Source organism: Arthrobacter sp. SO5 (genome assembly GCF_020532805.1).
GTDB lineage: Bacteria > Actinomycetota > Actinomycetes > Actinomycetales > Micrococcaceae > Arthrobacter.
Map to the genome: position 1 here is coordinate 34,144 of NZ_MQTQ01000072.1, position 18,231 is coordinate 52,374.

Below are 18,231 nucleotides of genomic sequence, written 5' to 3' on the forward strand. Positions count from 1 at the left end.
CGGCGTTTCAGGGGGACCGCGGGTCGAGGACGAATTGTTGCCCCATGGTCCATAAGTTCGTGGTGGTCCAGTAAATCAGGACGCCGACGGGGAAGAGGATGCCACCCGCGCCGAAGACGATCGGCAAGGCGTAGAGCAACGCTTTCTGCTGCCGCATGAACGGGCCTGCCATAGTCTCCGCGGACACATTCCTGGCCATGATGTGCTTCTGGGTGATGAACTGCGCCGCCGTCATGGTGAGGATCATCAAAATCGAGAGGATCCACACCGCCACGACGTTGCCGCCGGCGCCGTGGAGCAACGACGCCGACAGCGGGGCGCCGAAGATGCTCGACTCCCCGAACTGCACCACCTGCTCCGCGCTCATCGCCCCGATGCCCTGGCCGTTGGCAGCCGCCGTCGGGATGCCGGAGAGCACGGTGAAAAGCGCGAAGAAGAACGGCACCTGGATCAGCAGGGGAAGGCACGCCGAGAACGGATTGGTGCCGTGCTTCTTGTACAGGGCCATCTGTTCCTGGGCCATGGCCTGGCGGGACATCGCGTCGGTCTTGCCGTCGTACTCTTCCTGCAGGTTTTTCAGGTCCGGCTGCAGCTGCCGCATGCGGCGCTGTGCCTTGATCTGCTTCAGTGATACGGGAATCAACGCGGCGCGGATGACCAGCACCAGCCCGATGATGGACAGCGTCCACGTCCAGCCGCTGGCCGCCGGCATGCCGATGGCGCTCAGTCCGTCGTGGAGCCCCACCATGATGGCCGAGACCAGCCACTGGAACGGAAACAGCAGCGCTGCGCCGATGTCCATCCGATGTCCCCGTTCGTAGGGCCGCAGCGCGGCCTTTGCACTCACACACCGCCAGCCAACACGAAAGAACCCCCAGAATCCAGTGGATCCTAGGGGTTCTTGTTTGTGCCCTCGATTGGAATCGAACCAACGACCTTCTGCTCCGGAGGCAGACGCTCTATCCCCTGAGCTACGAGGGCAGTCAGGGATCCTGCCGTTACCGGCGGGACGTCCTAGAGCTTAGCAGGAAGGTGGGCTCCAAGGGAAAATCGGCGCGGCCGGGGGCCGGCGGCGGCCGGTCCCGGGCGAAGCCGGTCAGTACCCGGCGAAGGAGTCCACATGGATTTTCCGCGCCCCGGCGCCCCGGGCGGCGGCGCGGAGGGAACGGACGCTGGCCGGTGAACCGGACACAAAAACCTCCCGGCCCGCGATATCCGGGACCAGTTCCTTCAGTGCGGCGCTGTCGATCCGGGCCCGGCCCGCATCGTGCATGAACGCCGGCGGCGGGGCGCCGTCCGCGAGCCGGGCCACCACCCGGGCGCCGGAGCGCTCGAGCTCGCCGGCGTAGGCGAGTTCGGCGGCATTGCGTGCCAGATACAGCAGGATGACGTCCCGGTCCTTGCCGGAGCCTGCGCCCAGTTGTGCCAGATACGGTGTGATGCCGATCCCGGCCGCGATCAGCAGCACGGGGGCGTCGGATTTCCGCGGCAGGACAAAATCGCCGCCCACCGCAGTGCCCGTCAGCTCGTCACCGGGCTCCAGCGCCAGGAGCGTTCGCTTGGCCGCGGAGAGCGGTTCGGCTGTTCCCACGCCGATCGTCAGGACGGGCGAGTCCGGGGGACTGGTGAGGCTGAAGACGCGCCGCAGGCCTTTTCCATCGGACTTTTCATGCGGCAGGTGCAGCTCCATGTACTGGCCGGGGCTGTAGCGGACCGGACGCTCCGGGCGGAAGCTGAATTCCGTCGTCGTCGGCGTCAGGGGCCGCGAACCCTCGAAATGGAGGCGGACGCCGCCGCGCTGGCCGGCGGCGAAGGCGAGCGCGTTCCCCGCCAGCAGCGCCAGTTCGGGGGAGTTGGCCGCGAAGCCGAGGTTATAGGGGACGGCGAACAGGACGCCGACGACGGCGGCCAGCGCCAACTGCTGCCGGCGCCGCGGCGGCAATGTGAGCGGTTCCGTCAACATGAAACCGGCGAAGAACAGCACCGGACGCTGGGCGAGCGGCTGCCACAGTGCCTCGCCGAGTCCCAGCCCGGACCGCAGGAGATCCGCGGCCACGATGGACACGGCGACGGCGGTGAAGACGGTGGCCATGAGCAGCTTGCGGATCCGGTAGAGCACCAGCAGCACTCCGGGCAGCACGAGCCAGAGCATCGCGGGCGTGGCGACCCACCAGGTGGCGATGTTCAGTCCCGTCAGTCCGGTGATGAAGGCGCCGGCAGCCGCAGGGTTGAAGATGTGGCGCCCGCGCCATGCCAGCGCGTACTTTGACGCGGAGGCCAGCACGCATGCCAGGGCCACGCCGGCGAGTTCCAGCAGCTGCGGACCGCCGGAAAACCGGGTGGGCCAGAACAGGAAGTACAGCAGCAGCCCCGTGATCAGGGCGGACTCCGAGTGCGGCCGCACGTGGAAGAGCGCGGCCAGGGCCCGGTTGGACGCGTAGGTCAGGCCCAGGCAGAGGGCAAGATGGGCGATCATTTCCACGAGCCCGAAGGTCAGCCAGCCCAGCACATCGAGCAGCATGCTGAAGGCGGCCAGCACGGCCAGGACCCAGAGCACCAGCCGGTACATCGTGAACCGGCCCAGAGCCGTGTCCAGCCGCGAGCCCATGGGGGTGGAGACTGTGGCCGTCATGTAAATAGTGCCCCTTCAAAGTCGGCAGAGTATTCGGCGTGTCCGTCCGAGTACACGGTCAGCCAGGAGAACTCGAACTCACCGCGAAGCCGGGGTCCGTCCACAAAGAACAGGGCGGTGGCCAGCGCGTCGGCCACCATCGCCGTCCCGGCCATGGCCCAGCTCGCGACGACGGTGCGCACCGGGACTCCCGTGGTGCCGTCCAGGACGTGGTGCAGCCCGTCGCCCCACGCCCGGCGGTTGGCGGCAGAGGCGCAGAGCGCCCCGGCCCCGAGGCTGACGACGCCGATCGCGCGGCTGGGATCGTAGGGGTGTTCCAGCGCCACCTCAACCGGTGCGGCGGCGCGGCCGGAGGCGGGCTCCCCGCCCGCGTTCAGCAGGTCACCGCTGGCGTCGATGAAATGCTCGTCGAGGCCGGCCGCGAGGAGTTCGGCCGAGAGCAGGTCCGCGAGCTGGCCTTTTCCGGCCGCCCCGACGTCGATCACCACCGGCGCCCTGGTGGTCAGCACGGCGCCCTGCCAGTCCAGTACCTTCTCCCACGGCGGCGCGGGCTGCGGAGGGCCACCGGGGCGCAGCGAGTACCCGGCGTCGTAGCCCAGCTGTTCCAGGCTGCCGCCAATCAGCGGGGTCATGGCACCGCCGCTGAGCCGGTACAGGGTCCTATACAGGTGCCCCAGGGCTGCGGCGCCGGGTGGAAGTTCATAGCGCCCCGGCTGCCGGGCAGCGCCGGCAACCAGGGAATCGGGCCGGAAGCGGGACCATACAGCGTCATAGTCCGCCACCGAGGCCAGAATGCGGCGACGGATCCCACCGGGCAGCGGGGAGGGCGTGGAGATGGCCCAACGGGTACCAATCCCGTCGAAGCTGAAGTCCGTCCAGCCCGGATGCGGCACATGCCCTCCTTAACGGCCCGGCTGCCGGGTGCCTACTTGGCGTCGCCCTTGATCTTGTCCACGGCCTGGTTGAAGCCGCCGCTGGTGAGCGAGGACCCGGCTACCTTGGAGACCTTGATCTCATCAAGTTTTTTGCCGACGATCTGGGATTTGATGCCGCCGGCGAACTCGCCCTGGAACTTCTTGGTGTTGGGGTTGGAGGGGTGCGGGGTGATCTGGACATCCGACACGGCCCCGCCGGCCAGCGTCAGTTTGACGCCCACCGTCTCGGTGCCGTTGGGCGAGGTGTAGTTGCCATCGGCGGAGTAAATGCCGTCCGTGTAGCCCGCAGCGCCGGCGGCCGCTCCGGCAGTGGCCGCCGCAGGCGGGGTATCCGCCTGGGCGGCGGGGGTCTGGGCAGGGGCGCAGCCGGCTGCGGTCCCGGCCAGGGACAGGCCGGCGATGCCGACAAGGACGCTTTTCCGGAGTGAGGTATTCATGCGCGACTCGATTCGTTGGCGAAGATCGGACGGGGCTGGAAAGCGGGTGACTGAAAGCGGGTGACTGAAGGCGGGTGACACCAATGACAACGTTGTCCTTAGCGTAATGGTTCACTTCGGGCTGCGGCGTGGGAAAAACTTGGGAGTTCCGGGTGGCGTGCCCGCGCCACCGCCCGTCCGTCACGACGTGCGCCAGATTCCGCCACACTGCGGGGCCACCGGTAGGCTGGAACCGTGACCCCAGAAGAACTCTCCCTCGCCATATCCGCCTGCCTGAAGGACGCCGTCGCCGCCGGTGAAATCGGACTCTCCGCAGCCGATCTCCCGGCCGAGGTGCGCGTTGAGCGGCCGAAGAACAGGGACCACGGGGACTGGGCCACCAACATCGCCCTGCAGCTGGCCAAAGCAGCCGGCACCAATCCGCGGGAGTTCGCCTCCGTCCTGAGTGCCCGGCTGAAGTCCATCGACGGGGTGTCCGCCGTCGACATCGCCGGACCGGGCTTCCTGAATATCACGGTGGACGCAGGGGCTGCCGGCGCCCTCGCCAAGGCGATTGTCGAGGCCGGAGCCGGTTACGGCACCAACACGGCGCTCGCAGGCCACACCGTGAACATGGAGTTCGTCTCGGCCAACCCCACCGGGCCGCTGCACATCGGGCACACCCGCTGGGCCGCGCTTGGCGATTCGATCGCCCGGGTGCTCCGGGCCTCCGGCGCGGACGTCACGGCCGAGTACTACGTCAACGACGCCGGCTCGCAGATGAACGTCTTTGCCCACTCCGTGCTCGCCAGGCTCCACGGCCGCGGCGTGCCCGAGGGCGGCTACCCGGGCGAGTACATCGCGGAGCTCGGACACGAGGTCCTGACGCAGCACCCGGACATCCGCGAACTGACCGACGCTGCGGCGCTGCCGGTGATCCGCGGCGCTGCGTACAAGGCCCAGCTGCACGACATCAAGCAGACCCTGGCAGGCTTCGGCGTCGACTTCGACGTCTACTTCTCCGAGCAGGAACTGCACGACGCCGGCGCGATCGAGGACGCCGTCGCCCGGCTCCGGGAGCAGGGCCACGTTTTCGACGACGGCGGTGCCGTCTGGTTGCGCACCACCGACTTTGGCGACGACAAGGACCGCGTGATGATCCGCGCGAACGGAGAGCCGACGTATTTCGCCGCGGATGCCGCCTACTACCTGTCCAAAAAGGACCGCGGCTACACCGAGAAGATCTACCTGCTCGGCGCGGACCACCACGGCTACATCAACCGGCTCAAGGCCATCGCCGCCGCCGCCGGGGACGACCCCGAGGTCAACATCGAGATCCTGATCGGCCAGCTGGTCTCCGTCAACGGCGCCAAGCTGTCCAAACGGGCAGGGAACATCATCGAGCTCAAGGACCTCATCTCCTGGCTCGGCAAGGACGCCGTCAGGTACTCGCTGGCCCGCTTCCCGGCAGATTCGCCGCTGACCCTGGACCCCGAGCTGCTCAAGAAGCACAGCAACGAGAACCCCGTGTTCTACGTCCAGTACGCACACGCCCGCTCCCGCGGCACGGCACGCAACGCCGTCGCGGCCGGAGTGGAGCGCCGTGTGGACGGCAAAGACAGCTTCGACGCTTCGCTGCTGGACCACCCGACCGAAAACGAGCTGCTTTCCTACCTGGGCAGCTACCCCTCGATCGTGGCCAGGGCCGCCGAGTTGCGCGAGCCCCACCGCGTCGCGCGCCACCTCGAGCTCATCGCCGGCGCCTACCACCGCTGGTATGACGCCTGCCGCGTGGCGCCGCAGGGCGAGGAACCCATCACGGACGTCAACCGCACCCGGCTCTGGCTCAACGACGCCACAAGCCAGGTGCTCGCCAACGGACTGGAACTGCTGGGCGTCTCGGCGCCGGAACGGATGTAACCGCCATGACCACGAACCCGTCCACCGCTGCACCCTCCCCGCTCGCCCCGGACTGGCTCGCCGTCCCGGACGACCTCAACGCCCTGCACGAACCGATGTGGGCCGGCGGTGTCGAGCGCAACGACGGCGGCGAACTCACCATCGACGGACTGGCCGTCAGCGACCTCCAGCGCCAGTTCGGCACGCCCCTGTTTGTGATGAGCGAGAACGATTTCCGCGCCCGGGCCCGGGCCTTCTCCGATGCCTTCAACGACGCCTTCGCCGACATCTGCGGGGGAGTGGATGTGTACTACGCCGGCAAATCCTTCCTCTGCACGTCGGTGGTCCGCTGGGTGGAGGAGGAGGGGCTGCGGCTGGACACGGCCTCCGGCGGGGAACTCGCCGTCGCCGCCCGTGCGGGGATCCCGGGTGCCGACGTCGCGCTGCACGGCAACAACAAGTCCGACGCCGAGATCCACCGCGCCCTGGACATGAAACTGGGCCGGATCGTCGTCGACAGCCTCGCCGAACTGGACCGCGTCGCGAAGATCGCAGCCGCCCGCGGCGAAACGGCGAAGGTGATGCTGCGGCTGACCCCGGGCGTGCACGCCCACACCCACGAGTTCATCGCCACGGCGCATGAGGACCAGAAGTTCGGCCTCTCCATGGCCGGGGATTCCACCGAACAGGCCGGGCTCTCCGCGGCCGAGGAAGCCGTGGCTGCAGCCTCGGGCTACGCCAGCGTGGAACTGCTGGGCCTGCACTGCCACATCGGCTCGCAGATCTTCGAGCCGGACGGCTTCGCGCTCGCCGCGGAGAAGCTCCTGGACTTCCTCGCCGCCATGCAGGCCAAGTATTCGATCGTGCTGCCCGAACTGGACCTCGGCGGCGGGTACGGCATCGCCTACACCCCGGTGGACACCCCGCGGCCGGCTGCCGAGATCGCCCAGGCGATGGCCGCCGTCGTCCGCTCAAAATGCGCAGAGCTGGGCATTGCCGCGCCGCGGATTTCGATCGAACCCGGCCGGGCCATCGTCGGCAGCACCACGTTCACGCTCTACGAGGTGGGTACCCTCAAGACGGTCCGGGTGGATGCGCCGGCGCCCGACGCCGGCGATCCGGACGCACACGCAGCGAAAAACGTTACGTACCCGCGCCGGTATGTGTCGGTGGACGGCGGCATGAGCGATAACCCCCGTCCGGTGCTGTATGACGCGGATTACTCGGCAATCCTGGCCTCCCGCGCCTCTGCCGCGGCCCCGCAACTGTCCCGCGTAGTGGGCAAACATTGCGAGAGCGGCGACATAGTTGTTAGAGATGTATACCTGCCCGAGGACGTGGCAGCCGGTGACCTGCTCGCTGTACCGGGGACCGGCGCCTACTGCTGGGCCCTGTCCAGCAACTACAACTATCTGGCCCGGCCGGGCGTTGTCGCTGTGCGCGACGGATCTGCCCGGCTGATTGTCCGCGGGGAAACCGAAGAAGATCTGCTCAACCGCGACATGGGAGTCTGAATGACTGAATTGCGAACCCTGAAAGTGGCCCTGCTGGGCTGCGGCAATGTCGGGGCCCAGGTTGCGCGCATTCTCCTTGACGACGCGGACATGCTGGCGTCCCGTGCCGGGGCCCGGCTGCAGCTGAGCGGCATCGCGGTCCGCGATGTCGACGCCGCCCGCGACGTGGACCTGCCGCGGGAGCTGTTCACCACCGACGCCGAATCCCTCGTCAAGGACGCGGACCTCGTGATCGAGCTGATGGGCGGCATCGAACCGGCCCGGAGCCTGATCCTGACCGCGATGCGCCACGGCGCCTGCGTTGTCACCGGTAACAAGGCGCTGGTGGCCAAGGAGGGTCCGGTCCTCCACGAGGAAGCCGACAAGGCCGGTGTGCAGCTGTCCTACGAGGCTGCCGTGGCCGGCGCGATCCCGATCCTGCGGCCCATCCGCGACAGCCTCTCCGGCGACCGGATCACCCGCGTTCTCGGCATCGTCAACGGCACCACAAACTTCATCCTGGACCAGATGGACTCGACCGGGGCGCAATTCGCCGATGCCCTGGCCGAGGCCCAGCGCCTGGGCTACGCGGAAGCGGATCCCACCGCCGACATCGAGGGCCACGACGCCGCCTCCAAGGCCGCGATCCTTGCCTCGCTGTCCTTCCACACGCGGTTCTCCCTCGATGATGTGTATTGCGAGGGCATCAGCTCCGTCACCGCCGCCGACATCGCCGCGGCGAAGGACGCAGGCTTTGTCATCAAGCTGCTGGCGATCGCGGAGAAACTACCCGCCGCAGGCACAAAGACAGGCACTAAAACAGGCACGGAAACAGACGGCGACGGCGGGACGGGCATCTCCGTCCGCGTGCACCCGACGTTGTTGCCGCGCGAGCACCCGATGGCAGCAGTCCGCGGTGCGTTCAACGCGGTGTTCATCGAAGCCGAAAACGCCGGCGAGCTCATGTTCTACGGCCAGGGTGCCGGCGGCACGCCGACAGCCTCCGCCGTGATGGGTGACCTCATCTCTGCCGCCCGCAGCATCGTCCTGGGCGGCCCCGGCCGCGCGGAGACCACAACGGGGCAGGTCTCGGCGTTGCCTATCACCGCCGCGGTCACGAGCTACTACATCGGCCTCGACGTCGCGGACCAGCCCGGCGTCCTCGCTCGGATCGCCCAGCTCTTCGCGGAGCACGGCGTCTCCATTGAAATCATGCGCCAGACCATCCAGCGCGACGCGCACTCCCGCGTGGAGTCAGCGGAACTGCGGATCGTGACCCACCGCGCAAGCGAGGCTGCACTCGCAGCCACCGTCGAGGCCGTCAAGGCCCTGGACGTCATCAATTCCGTTACATCCGTGCTGCGGGTAGAAGGAGTCTAAGTGGCTCACCAATGGCGCGGCGTCATCCGCGAATACGCCGAACGTCTTCCGGTCACCGAGGCCACCGAGGTCATCACCCTAGGCGAGGGCGGCACGCCGCTGGTGCACGCCAAGCAGCTCTCCGAGCTGACAGGCAGCGCCGTCTACCTCAAAGTCGAGGGCATGAACCCCACGGGCTCCTTCAAGGACCGCGGCATGACCATGGCCATGACGGCCGCCGTTGCGGCCGGCGCCAAGGCGGTGGTCTGCGCGTCCACGGGGAACACCTCCGCCTCCGCCGCGGCCTACGCGACGGCGGCCGGGCTCAAGTGTGTGGTGCTGGTGCCCGAAGGCAAGATCTCGATGGGAAAGCTCAGCCAGGCGATCGCGCACGGCGCGACGCTGCTTCAGGTGGACGGAAACTTCGATGACTGCCTGGACATCGCCCGCAAGCTGGGGGAGTCCTACCCGGTATTCCTGGTCAACTCCGTCAACCCGGCGCGGATCCAGGGCCAGAAAACCGGCGCCTTCGAGGTGGTCGACTGGCTTGGTGACGCACCGGACATCCATGTCCTCCCCGTCGGCAACGCCGGCAACATCACCGCGTACTGGAAGGGCTACAAGGAGTACTGCGCGCCCTTCGAATCCGCCACGGCCGGAACGCTGCCCGCGGTCTCCACGAAGACCCCCGTCATGTGGGGCTTCCAGGCTGCCGGGGCGGCACCGTTCGTCGCCGGCCACCCGATCACCGAACCCGACACCATCGCCACGGCGATCCGGATCGGAAACCCTGCGTCGTGGGACACCGCCGTCGCGGCCCGTGACGAGTCCGGTGGCGTGATCGAGGCCGTCACCGACGAGGAAATCCTGTCCGCCCACCGCTGGCTGTCCGCCCGCGAGGGCGTTTTTGTGGAACCGGGCTCCGCGGCCGGGGTCGCCGGTCTGATCAAGAAGCAGGCGGCCGGGGAGGTCCCGGCAGGCAAGACCATCGTCATCACGGTCACCGGTCACGGACTCAAGGATCCGCAGTGGGCCCTGCGCACCGAGGACGGCAGCGAGGTCGAGCCTGTCAAGGTCGGCAACGACGTGGTCACTGTTGCCACCGCCCTGGGACTGGAAGAAGGATAACCGTGGAAACCACGATCACCGTCCCGGCCGAGTCCGCCGCCGCTGCACCGGCTGTTCCGGCCGGCCTGCAGGTGACGGTCCGGGTTCCGGCCACCAGCGCCAACCTGGGCCCGGGCTACGACAGCCTGGGCCTGGCACTGTCCCTGCATGACACACTGACCGTGGAAACCCTGGCCGGTGGCGGGCTCGAATTCGAGCTCAGCGGTGAGGGCGCGGAAACGCTGCCCCGCGACGCGAACCACCTCGTGGTGAGGGCCATTACGGAGGCCCTGCACCGGCTGGGCTTCCGCCACGAGGGGCTGCGGATCACCGCGGAGAACGTCAATCCCCACGGCCGCGGGCTGGGTTCCTCAGCGTCGGCGGTGGTCGCTGCCGTCACTGCCGCGAACGCCCTGGTCCCGGAAGTATCACGCCGCGGCAAGGACTGGATCCTGCAGCTCACGAGCGAGATGGAAGGCCACCCTGACAACGTCGCACCCGCCATATTCGGCGGACTGGCCTTGTCGTGGCAGGACAGTGACCAGTACAGCAGCACGTGCGCGACCGTGGCCCGTTCGGTGATTCCCGTCGTCGCCGTGCCGGACTTTGAGCTGTCCACGGAGGCCGCGCGCGCCCTGCTGCCCGCCTCGGTGGGCCACCACGCCGCAGCCATGAACTCGGGCCGGGCCGCCCTGCTGATTCACGCGCTCACGCAGGATCCGCAGTTCCTGCTGGCCGGCACGGAGGACTACCTGCACCAGAGCTACCGCGCCGAGGCGATGCGGCCCAGCGCGGACCTGATCGCCGCCCTGCGCCGTGCGGGCCACGCCGCCGTCGTGTCCGGTGCCGGTCCCACCGTGCTCGTGCTCGCCAACGGGGAGGCGGAAGCCCGCACGATCGTGGACTTCATCGGCTCCTTCACCGCAGCCAACACGCCGGAGGTGGGCTGGCGTGTGATGAAGCTGGCCGTCGACCTTGAAGGTGCTAAAGTGGAAGTGCACCGGCGGTAAACACGCAGGCGGTAGGTTCTTAACCGTTCGAAGACCGCGATGTTGGCCAAGTTGCCGCTCTCATCTTTCACTGCGCAATATTTTCCGGTGCCACCTGCTTTTGGTCTGACGCAGGATTCCGCAGACTCCATTTCTGCAGCCCTGACATGTCAGCCCGCCGTTCCTCGTTTTCGGGACGCGCCAGGTGAATCAGTATCCGGCCGTGCTGGCCAATATCCATCCGGCAAGGCCGAAATCCCGGCTGCAGATCTGAACTGCAGCCCAGATCAAATCATCGCGTCCAGCTCCTAGCCTGGACGCCGTCGAGGGGGAAGGATCCTTCGTGACCGAAACCACTGAGCTGTCTTCAGCTGTGGAAACATCATCTTCTGCTGCCGGATCGTCTACGGCAGCACCCGCCAAGAGCAGCGGCCTCGCCGGCCTTAAGCTCGCCCAGCTCCAGGCACTTGCCAGCCAGCTGGGGATCTCCGGCGGTTCCCGCATGCGGAAGGGCGATCTGGTCACTGCCATTTCCGCCCACCGTGCGGGCACTCCGGTCAGCAAGGCTCCGGCCCGCGCCGCCGAGAAGGCAAGCGTGAACGGCAGCGCTGCCCAGGCCGCGGCTCCGGTCGCTTCTTCTGCAGCCGCCGAGTCCGAGGCTCCGGCCCAGGAAAACCCCCGGGCCCGCGGTCGTGGCCGCAGCCGCCGCGCAGGCAGCGACGGCGTCATCACGACTGCCGCCGAGGCTCCGGCCGCCGCTCCGGCGGAGGCCCCGGCTGTTTCCGCCGAGCCCGGCACCGCCGAAACCGGCACTGCAGGTTCCGCGGGAACGGAAGCCGGCGACCGTACCCGCCAGCCGCGAACCCGCAACCGCAGGCGTGGCGAAGCCGCTGCCCAGGGCAGCGAACAGGCCGCAGGCCAGAACACTGCAGGCCAGAACAGTGCAGACCAGAACACCGCAGTCGTCGAGGCTCCGGCCGAACAGCGCAACGATCAGCGCGGCGATCAGCGTCAGGCCGAACAGGGCAGCGAAGACGGCCAGCGCCGTGAGAACACCCGCACCCGTGGCGGCCGCGACGAGTCCGCGGGCAACCGCGAAACGGGCAACCGTGAGAGCACCAACCGCGAAAACCCCCGCGACAACCGCGACAGTGACGACTCCGACGGCGGCAGCCGCCGGAACCGCCGCAACCGGCGCGACCGGAACGATCGCAATGAGCGCTCCGGCAACCAGGGCAACCAGGACAGCCGCGACAACACCTCGCGCAACGACCGCTTCCGCGACCGCAACGACCGCCGTCGGGGACGAGTCCAGGGGCCGGACGTCGACGACGTCGAGTTCACCGAGGACGATGTCCTGCTGCCCGTCGCCGGTATCCTCGACGTGCTCGAGAACTACGCGTTCGTCCGCACCTCCGGCTACCTGCCGGGTCCGAACGACGTGTACGTATCCCTCGCCCAGGTCAAGAAGTACAACCTGCGCAAGGGTGACGCCGTCGTCGGCGCTATCCGGGCACCGCGTGAAGGCGAAGACCGCAGCCAGCAGACCGCCCGCCAGAAGTTCAACGCCCTGGTCCGCGTCACCTCGGTCAACGGCAAAACCCCCGAGGAGCTCAAGGACCGCGTCGAGTTCGCGAAGCTCGTCCCGCTGTACCCCTCCGAGCGCCTGCGCCTCGAGACGGACCCCAAGAAGATCGGGCCCCGCGTCATTGACCTGGTTGCCCCGATCGGCAAGGGCCAGCGCGGCCTGATCGTTTCGCCGCCCAAGGCCGGCAAGACGCTGATCCTGCAGTCCATCGCCAACGCCATCACCACGAACAATCCTGAGGTCCACCTCATGATGGTGCTCGTTGACGAGCGTCCCGAAGAAGTCACGGACATGCAGCGCACCGTCAAGGGCGAGGTCATTGCCTCCACCTTCGACCGTCCCGCTGACGACCACACCACCGTGGCCGAACTCTCCATCGAGCGCGCCAAGCGCCTCGTGGAAATGGGCATGGACGTCGTGGTGCTCCTGGATTCCATGACCCGCCTGGGCCGCGCCTACAACCTGGCAGCCCCGGCGTCCGGCCGTATCCTCTCCGGTGGTGTGGACTCCGCAGCGCTGTACCCGCCGAAGCGCTTCTTCGGTGCAGCCCGCAACATCGAAAACGGTGGCTCGCTGACCATCCTGGCAACCGCTCTCGTCGAGACCGGTTCCAAGATGGACGAGGTCATCTTCGAGGAGTTCAAGGGCACCGGCAACATGGAGCTGCGCCTGTCCCGCCAGCTGGCGGACAAGCGCATCTTCCCGGCCGTGGACGTCAACGCGTCCGGTACCCGCCGGGAAGAGAACCTGCTGTCCCCCGAGGAAGTCAAGATCATGTGGAAGCTGCGCCGCGTCCTCTCCGGACTCGAAACGCAGCAGAGCCTTGAGCTGCTGACGAACAAGATCCGGGAGACCCAGAGCAACGTCGAGTTCCTCATGCAGGTGCAGAAGACGACGCTCGGCGCGAAGTCCGATAACGACAAGTAGCTGGCGTAACCGCTCGACAAATTGGCGGCCATTCCGTGGCCGCCGATTTCTCGGGCGGTTCTTGCGTTAACCCGTTGCTCCGCTTCAAGAGCAACGCGGGGTCACTTACCGCCCATCAGGGCTGATCGGATGGGCGGTAAGTGACCCCGCGTTGCAGTAACTAGACTTGAGAGAGTCGAAAGAGGTTGTGAAATGTTTGAGTCCGTACAGGGCCTGTTGGATGAGCATGATGCTATCCAGGCACAGCTTGGGGATCCTGCCGTCTATGCCGACCAGAAGCTTGCCCGGAAACTGGGGCGGCGTTCCGCCCAGTTGAACGGCATTGTCGAGGCGTACCATGCCTGGCACGGAATCCAGGATGACCTTGCGGCTGCTCAGGAAATGGCGGGCGAGGATCCGGAGTTCGCTGCGGAGGTGCCCGTGCTGGAGGAGGCGCTGGAGGTAGCCGCGGCGAAGCTGCGGCGGCTGCTGATCCCGCGCGATCCCGACGACGCCCGCAACATCATCCTCGAGGTCAAGGGCGGGGAAGGCGGCGACGAGGCCGCCCTGTTCGCCGCCGACCTGCTGCGGATGTACTCCCGCTACGCGGAATCCCGCGGCTGGAAGACCGAAATCATCTCGGCCAACGAATCGGACCTTGGCGGCTACAAGGACGTCCAGATGGCCATCAAGGGCAGCTCGAACGACCCCGCCGAAGGCGTTTACGCCCGGCTCAAGTTCGAAGGCGGCGTGCACCGCGTGCAGCGCGTCCCCGTGACGGAATCCCAGGGCCGCATCCATACCTCGGCCGCCGGCGTGCTGGTCCTTCCCGAGGTGGACGAGCCCGAGGAACTCGAGATCAGCCAGAATGACCTCAAGATTGACGTCTACCGCTCCTCCGGTCCCGGCGGCCAGTCCGTCAACACCACCGACTCTGCCGTCCGGATCACCCACCTTCCCACCGGAATCGTGGTGGCCATGCAGAACGAGAAGTCCCAGCTGCAGAACCGCGAAGCCGGCATGCGCGTGCTGCGCGCCCGGATCCTGGCGCACCAGCAGGAGCAGATCGACGCCGAGAACTCGGCCCAGCGCAAGTCGCAGATCCGCACCATGGACCGCTCCGAGCGCATCCGCACCTACAATTACCCGGAAAACCGGATCGCGGACCACCGCACCGGCTACAAGGCCTACAACCTGGACCAGGTCATGAACGGCGACCTGGAGCCGGTCATCCAGTCGGCGATCGAGATGGACGAACAGGCCCGCCTCGACGCCATCGGCGACTAGTCCCGGGCCCTGCGCCGTGATGACACACAACACCGGGCTGAGCCTTGCCGAGGCTGTCCGCGAGGCTACGGCCGTCCTGGCCGCTGCCGGGGTGCCCAGCCCCCGGGTCGACGCCGAACTCCTCGCCGAGCACCTGCTCGGTGGGGGGCTCGGCCGGCTCCGGGCGCTGATGCTCGGCGACGCTCCGGAACCGGACGGCTATGCCGACCTCGTCGCCGAGCGCGCCCGGCGCATCCCGCTGCAGCACATCACCGGCGTCGCGCATTTCCGCTACCTGGAGCTGGCGGTAGGTCCTGGCGTGTTCATTCCCCGCCCGGAAACCGAGTCCGTCGTGCAGTTGGTCCTGGACTGGCTCAGCGGCCGGGACAAGGCGCCGGGCATGGCCCGGCCCAGGGTTGTCGACCTCGGTACCGGGTCCGGCGCCATTGCCGGCTCGATAGCCCACGAGGTTCCCGGCGCCGAGGTGTTTGCGGTCGAGTTCAGCGAATTTGCGCACGCCTGGGCCGCCAGGAACCTGGCACCGCTCGGCGTGACCCTGGTCCGTGCCGACTTGCGCGATGCGCTCCCGGAGCACAACGGCACCTTCGACGTCGTCGTCTCCAATCCTCCCTATATACCCGCCGAAGCGGTCCCGAACGAACCCGAAGTGGCCCTGCACGATCCGCCGGAGGCGCTGTACGGCGGGGGAGCGGACGGCATGGAACTTCCGACGGCGGCCGCGGCGTCCGCGGCCAGGCTGCTGGTCCCCGGCGGCTACTTCGTGATGGAACACGCCGAAGTGCAGGCCGGCTGGATCGCCGCGATGCTCAAACGCTCCGGGCTCTGGGGCCAGGTCAGCACGCATCGTGACCTCAACGGCAGGGAACGGGCCACGAGTGCAGTCCTGGCCCACCCGGCCGACCCAAGAAGTGATGAAAGGATAGGGCAGTGACGACTAGCTATGATTGCGCGGCCGCCGAGCAGCGGGCCGCAGGACTTGAACATGCCCAGCGGGCCATCCGGGAGAACAAGTGCGTTGTTTTTCCCACTGACACCGTGTACGGGATCGCCGCGGACGCTTTTTCGCCCCTGGCCGTGACCCTGCTGCTGGCCTCCAAGGGCCGCAGCCGCAAGATGCCCCCGCCCGTCCTCATCCCGCGGCTCAACGCCCTGGACGGTCTGGCCACTGATGTTCCGGCCGAGGCCCGGCGCCTCGCCGAGGCTTTCTGGCCCGGCGGACTCACCCTCATCCTGCACGCCCAGCCGTCGCTCGACTGGGACCTTGGCGAGACCAGGGGCACCGTGGCCCTGCGGATCCCGGCCGACGACATCGCGCAGGACCTGCTCACGCTGACGGGGCCGCTGGCCGTCTCCTCGGCCAACCGCACGGGGCAGCCGGCCGCGCAGACCGCCGCTGACGCCGAGGCCCAGCTCGCGGAGTCGGTGGAGGTCTACCTCGAAGACGGACACCGTCCGGCCGAGGGCGCCGAAGCCCTGCCATCCACCATCATCGACGCGACGGCCCTGCCGCTGCGCATCGTCCGCGAGGGCGCCATCAGCCTGGCGCGGCTGCGCGAAGTGGTCCCGGGCGTTCTGGGCGCCGGCGAGGAACCGGCCGACGACGCCGCCACCGCCACCGATGAACCGGCCGACGACGCCGCCACCGCTACCGATGAACCGGCCACCACCGCCGTGGCCCCTGACAGCAATGGTGCAGCCGCCGTTGACGACTCACCGAGGAACTGACATGCAGCCCAAAGTCGCCGTCGCGGCCGTAACCTTCGACCGCCATGCGGAACTCAGCCTTCTCCTCAAGGGGCTGGCCGAACAGACCGCCCCCATCCACTCGATCGCCCTCGTGGACTCGGGCACTGTCCCGGCCACCGACGTCGTCGCCGCAGGCGGGGACAACATCAACTACCTGCGCTCGGAGGCGAACCTCGGCGGCGCCGGGGGATTCGCCTACGCGATCCTGGCTGCCATGGCCAGCGGCGCGGAGTGGATCTGGATGATGGACGACGACGGCCATCCCGAGGACGCGAGCTGCCTGGCGGAACTGCTCAAGACCGCCGAGGAGCACCAGCTCGACATCGTGAGCCCCCTCGTCGCCGCCACCGCGGACCCCACCCGGCTTTCCTTCAACTTCCGGATCAACGGACTGCTGACCAACGACCGCTCGCGGCTGGCGCCCATGGGATACCTTCCGGACATGGTGCACTTCTTCAACGGCGCCCTGATCCGCACTGAGGTCTTCTACAAGATCGGCATTCCCGACGTGAAGTTCTTCATCCGGGGCGACGAAGTCGACTTCCTGTCCCGGGTCAAGAAGGCCGGCCTGAAGTACGGCACCCTGGCCACCGTCGCCGTCCGGCACCCCGCCACCTGGACCGAAATGAAGCCCGTGTTCGGCGGCTTCATCACCCCCGTCATTCCCGAGGGCGATTTCAAGCGGTACTGCTACTTCCGCAACCGCGGCTACCTCACGCGGAAGTACCGGAACCTGCGGTGGTTTGGCGCTGACGTTGTAGGTTTCCCGTACTACTTCCTGAAAACCGGCGACCTCAAGGGCCTCGCGCACTGGTTCCGGGCGTACACCACAGGGTTCCGCGGAAAGGGCTTCGGCTCGCCCGCCCACCTGATGTCGACCCACAGCTAGGCCGGGCATGAACAACCTGTTCGCCGTCGTGGTCACCTACAACCGTGCCGACTTCCTGCAGAATCTGCTCGATTCCTTCAGCAGGCTGTCCACCCGGCCGGACAAAATCGTCGTGGTGGACAACGCCAGCAGCGACCACACCGCCGAAGTCCTCTCCCGGGCCATGGCCGCAAGCGGGCTCCCCCTCCAGTACGAACGGCTGCCAGCGAACGTGGGCGGCTCCGGCGGCTTCTCCCGCGGCGTTGAACTCGCCCTGGCGGGCGGCGCGGAGTGGCTCTGGCTCATGGACGACGACGTCGAGGTCCTCCCCGGGGCGGTCGAGGCGCTGGCCAGGTTCACGCCGGACTACTCCTGCCTGATCGGCCGCCGCTATGACGCCGCCGGCAAGCCGTTCTTCTGGCAGCACCATTTTGTCGAGGCACTCGGCGTTTTCCTGCCCGTCCCGGGCGATGTCTTCCGCACGTCGGACGTTTTTCCCACCAACGTGGGCAACTTCGAGGGCATGCTGATCCAGGCCTCGCTGGCCCGGGACATCGGCCTTCCGGACCCGCGGTTATTCATTACGTGGGACGACCTCATCTACGGCTGGCTCGCCGCGCAGCAGACGCCGGTGGTCTACGTGAACGCCTTTGTCATCAAGAAGGTCCGGGCCCAGCGCCAGGTGGACCTGGGCGTGCGCCACCTCAACGATTCCTCCGACCTGAGCCGGCGCTATGTGATGCGGAACCGGGGCCATGTGGCGCAGTACCTGCGGGCGCACGGCAAGTTCAACCGGCTCGGCTTCGGGGCGGGGACAGCCCTGACCTACCTCAAGGAACTCGTGCGCCTGGTGCTGGTAGAGCGCACCCTGAAGGGTGCCGGTGCACTGTGGCAGGGATGGCGTGAATCGCGCGGCATCCTTGCCGACCGCCACTGGCAGCCGATGCCGCCGGTCCCGCCGGCGCCCCTTGCGGCGGGCCGGGAAAGTTCCTGACGCAGGCTCGGA

The 18,231-nt window shown here is 67.8% G+C and carries 15 protein-coding genes and 1 tRNA gene; 11 read left to right on the plus strand and 5 right to left on the minus strand.

From position 1 onward, the window contains the following. Positions 1 to 7: 7 nt before the first annotated feature. The 5 genes from yidC to BJG92_RS13365 form a co-directional block, all read right to left on the minus strand. A complete protein-coding gene (gene yidC / locus BJG92_RS13345; RefSeq protein ID WP_232084488.1) occupies positions 8 to 847 on the minus strand; it encodes a membrane protein insertase YidC in 840 nt (279 codons plus the stop codon). A 61-nt stretch (positions 848 to 908) separates the two neighbouring features. Beyond that, positions 909 to 981: transfer RNA gene (locus BJG92_RS13350), tRNA-Arg, on the minus strand. Positions 982 to 1,096: 115 nt separating this feature from the next. Beyond that, positions 1,097 to 2,632 carry an FAD-dependent oxidoreductase gene (locus tag BJG92_RS13355; RefSeq protein ID WP_232084489.1) on the minus strand — a complete coding sequence of 512 codons (1,536 nt, stop codon included), beginning with the start codon at positions 2,630 to 2,632 and terminating at the stop codon, positions 1,097 to 1,099. Next, positions 2,629 to 3,525 (minus strand): FAD:protein FMN transferase, encoded by an 897-nt coding sequence (locus BJG92_RS13360; protein WP_232084490.1) that lies wholly within the window; start codon positions 3,523 to 3,525, stop codon positions 2,629 to 2,631. Before BJG92_RS13360 ends, BJG92_RS13355 begins: the two co-directional genes overlap by 4 nt. Before the next feature lie 32 nt (positions 3,526 to 3,557). Continuing rightward, entirely contained in the window at positions 3,558 to 4,004 is a 447-nt protein-coding gene (locus tag BJG92_RS13365; protein WP_232084491.1) for a hypothetical protein, read from the minus strand. Between the two features lie 234 nt (positions 4,005 to 4,238). Between BJG92_RS13365 and argS the strand changes: the two genes are divergently transcribed. The 11 genes from argS to BJG92_RS13420 all read left to right on the plus strand — a co-directional run bounded on the left by argS (position 4,239) and on the right by BJG92_RS13420 (position 18,219). Further along, positions 4,239 to 5,903 carry an arginine--tRNA ligase gene (gene argS, locus BJG92_RS13370; protein WP_232084492.1) on the plus strand — a complete coding sequence of 555 codons (1,665 nt, stop codon included), beginning with the start codon at positions 4,239 to 4,241 and terminating at the stop codon, positions 5,901 to 5,903. A 5-nt stretch (positions 5,904 to 5,908) separates the two neighbouring features. Beyond that, positions 5,909 to 7,396 (plus strand): diaminopimelate decarboxylase, encoded by a 1,488-nt coding sequence (lysA, locus tag BJG92_RS13375; protein ID WP_232084493.1) that lies wholly within the window; start codon positions 5,909 to 5,911, stop codon positions 7,394 to 7,396. Continuing rightward, positions 7,397 to 8,755: a homoserine dehydrogenase gene (locus BJG92_RS13380; protein ID WP_232084494.1), complete on the plus strand. Its 1,359-nt coding sequence runs from the start codon at positions 7,397 to 7,399 to the stop codon at positions 8,753 to 8,755. Continuing rightward, positions 8,756 to 9,862 (plus strand): threonine synthase, encoded by a 1,107-nt coding sequence (gene thrC / locus BJG92_RS13385; protein ID WP_232084495.1) that lies wholly within the window; start codon positions 8,756 to 8,758, stop codon positions 9,860 to 9,862. Positions 9,863 to 9,876: 14 nt separating this feature from the next. Beyond that, entirely contained in the window at positions 9,877 to 10,851 is a 975-nt protein-coding gene (gene thrB, locus BJG92_RS13390; RefSeq protein WP_374199800.1) for a homoserine kinase, read from the plus strand. Between the two features lie 322 nt (positions 10,852 to 11,173). Then, positions 11,174 to 13,345, plus strand: coding sequence for a transcription termination factor Rho (gene rho / locus BJG92_RS13395; RefSeq protein WP_232084497.1), 2,172 nt, complete (start codon positions 11,174 to 11,176; stop codon positions 13,343 to 13,345). 192 nt (positions 13,346 to 13,537) lie between these two features. Further along, positions 13,538 to 14,611, plus strand: coding sequence for a peptide chain release factor 1 (gene prfA / locus BJG92_RS13400; RefSeq protein ID WP_232084498.1), 1,074 nt, complete (start codon positions 13,538 to 13,540; stop codon positions 14,609 to 14,611). 19 nt (positions 14,612 to 14,630) lie between these two features. After that, entirely contained in the window at positions 14,631 to 15,542 is a 912-nt protein-coding gene (prmC, locus tag BJG92_RS13405; protein ID WP_232084518.1) for a peptide chain release factor N(5)-glutamine methyltransferase, read from the plus strand. Continuing rightward, entirely contained in the window at positions 15,539 to 16,336 is a 798-nt protein-coding gene (locus tag BJG92_RS13410; RefSeq protein ID WP_232084499.1) for an L-threonylcarbamoyladenylate synthase, read from the plus strand. The genes prmC and BJG92_RS13410 overlap by 4 nt, the downstream gene beginning before the upstream one ends. A gap of 1 nt (position 16,337) precedes the next feature. Then, on the plus strand, positions 16,338 to 17,246 hold the full coding sequence (locus BJG92_RS13415) for a glycosyltransferase (RefSeq protein ID WP_232084500.1): 909 nt from the start codon (positions 16,338 to 16,340) through the stop codon (positions 17,244 to 17,246). A 7-nt stretch (positions 17,247 to 17,253) separates the two neighbouring features. Continuing rightward, positions 17,254 to 18,219, plus strand: a complete 966-nt coding sequence (locus BJG92_RS13420) for a glycosyltransferase (RefSeq protein WP_232084501.1) — start codon at positions 17,254 to 17,256, stop codon at positions 18,217 to 18,219. Positions 18,220 to 18,231 lie beyond the last annotated feature (12 nt).

Bases quoted from the DNA above. Each gene is read 5' to 3' on its own strand.
- BJG92_RS13355 (WP_232084489.1), bottom strand. From the start codon at position 2,632: ATGACGGCCACAGTCTCCACCCCCATGGGCTCGCGGCTGGACACGGCT.
- BJG92_RS13365 (WP_232084491.1), bottom strand. From the start codon at position 4,004: ATGAATACCTCACTCCGGAAAAGCGTCCTTGTCGGCATCGCCGGCCTG.
- lysA (WP_232084493.1), top strand. From the start codon at position 5,909: ATGACCACGAACCCGTCCACCGCTGCACCCTCCCCGCTCGCCCCGGAC.
- BJG92_RS13380 (WP_232084494.1), top strand. From the start codon at position 7,397: ATGACTGAATTGCGAACCCTGAAAGTGGCCCTGCTGGGCTGCGGCAAT.
- prfA (WP_232084498.1), top strand. From the start codon at position 13,538: ATGTTTGAGTCCGTACAGGGCCTGTTGGATGAGCATGATGCTATCCAG.
- prmC (WP_232084518.1), top strand. From the start codon at position 14,631: ATGACACACAACACCGGGCTGAGCCTTGCCGAGGCTGTCCGCGAGGCT.
- BJG92_RS13415 (WP_232084500.1), top strand. From the start codon at position 16,338: ATGCAGCCCAAAGTCGCCGTCGCGGCCGTAACCTTCGACCGCCATGCG.
- BJG92_RS13420 (WP_232084501.1), top strand. From the start codon at position 17,254: ATGAACAACCTGTTCGCCGTCGTGGTCACCTACAACCGTGCCGACTTC.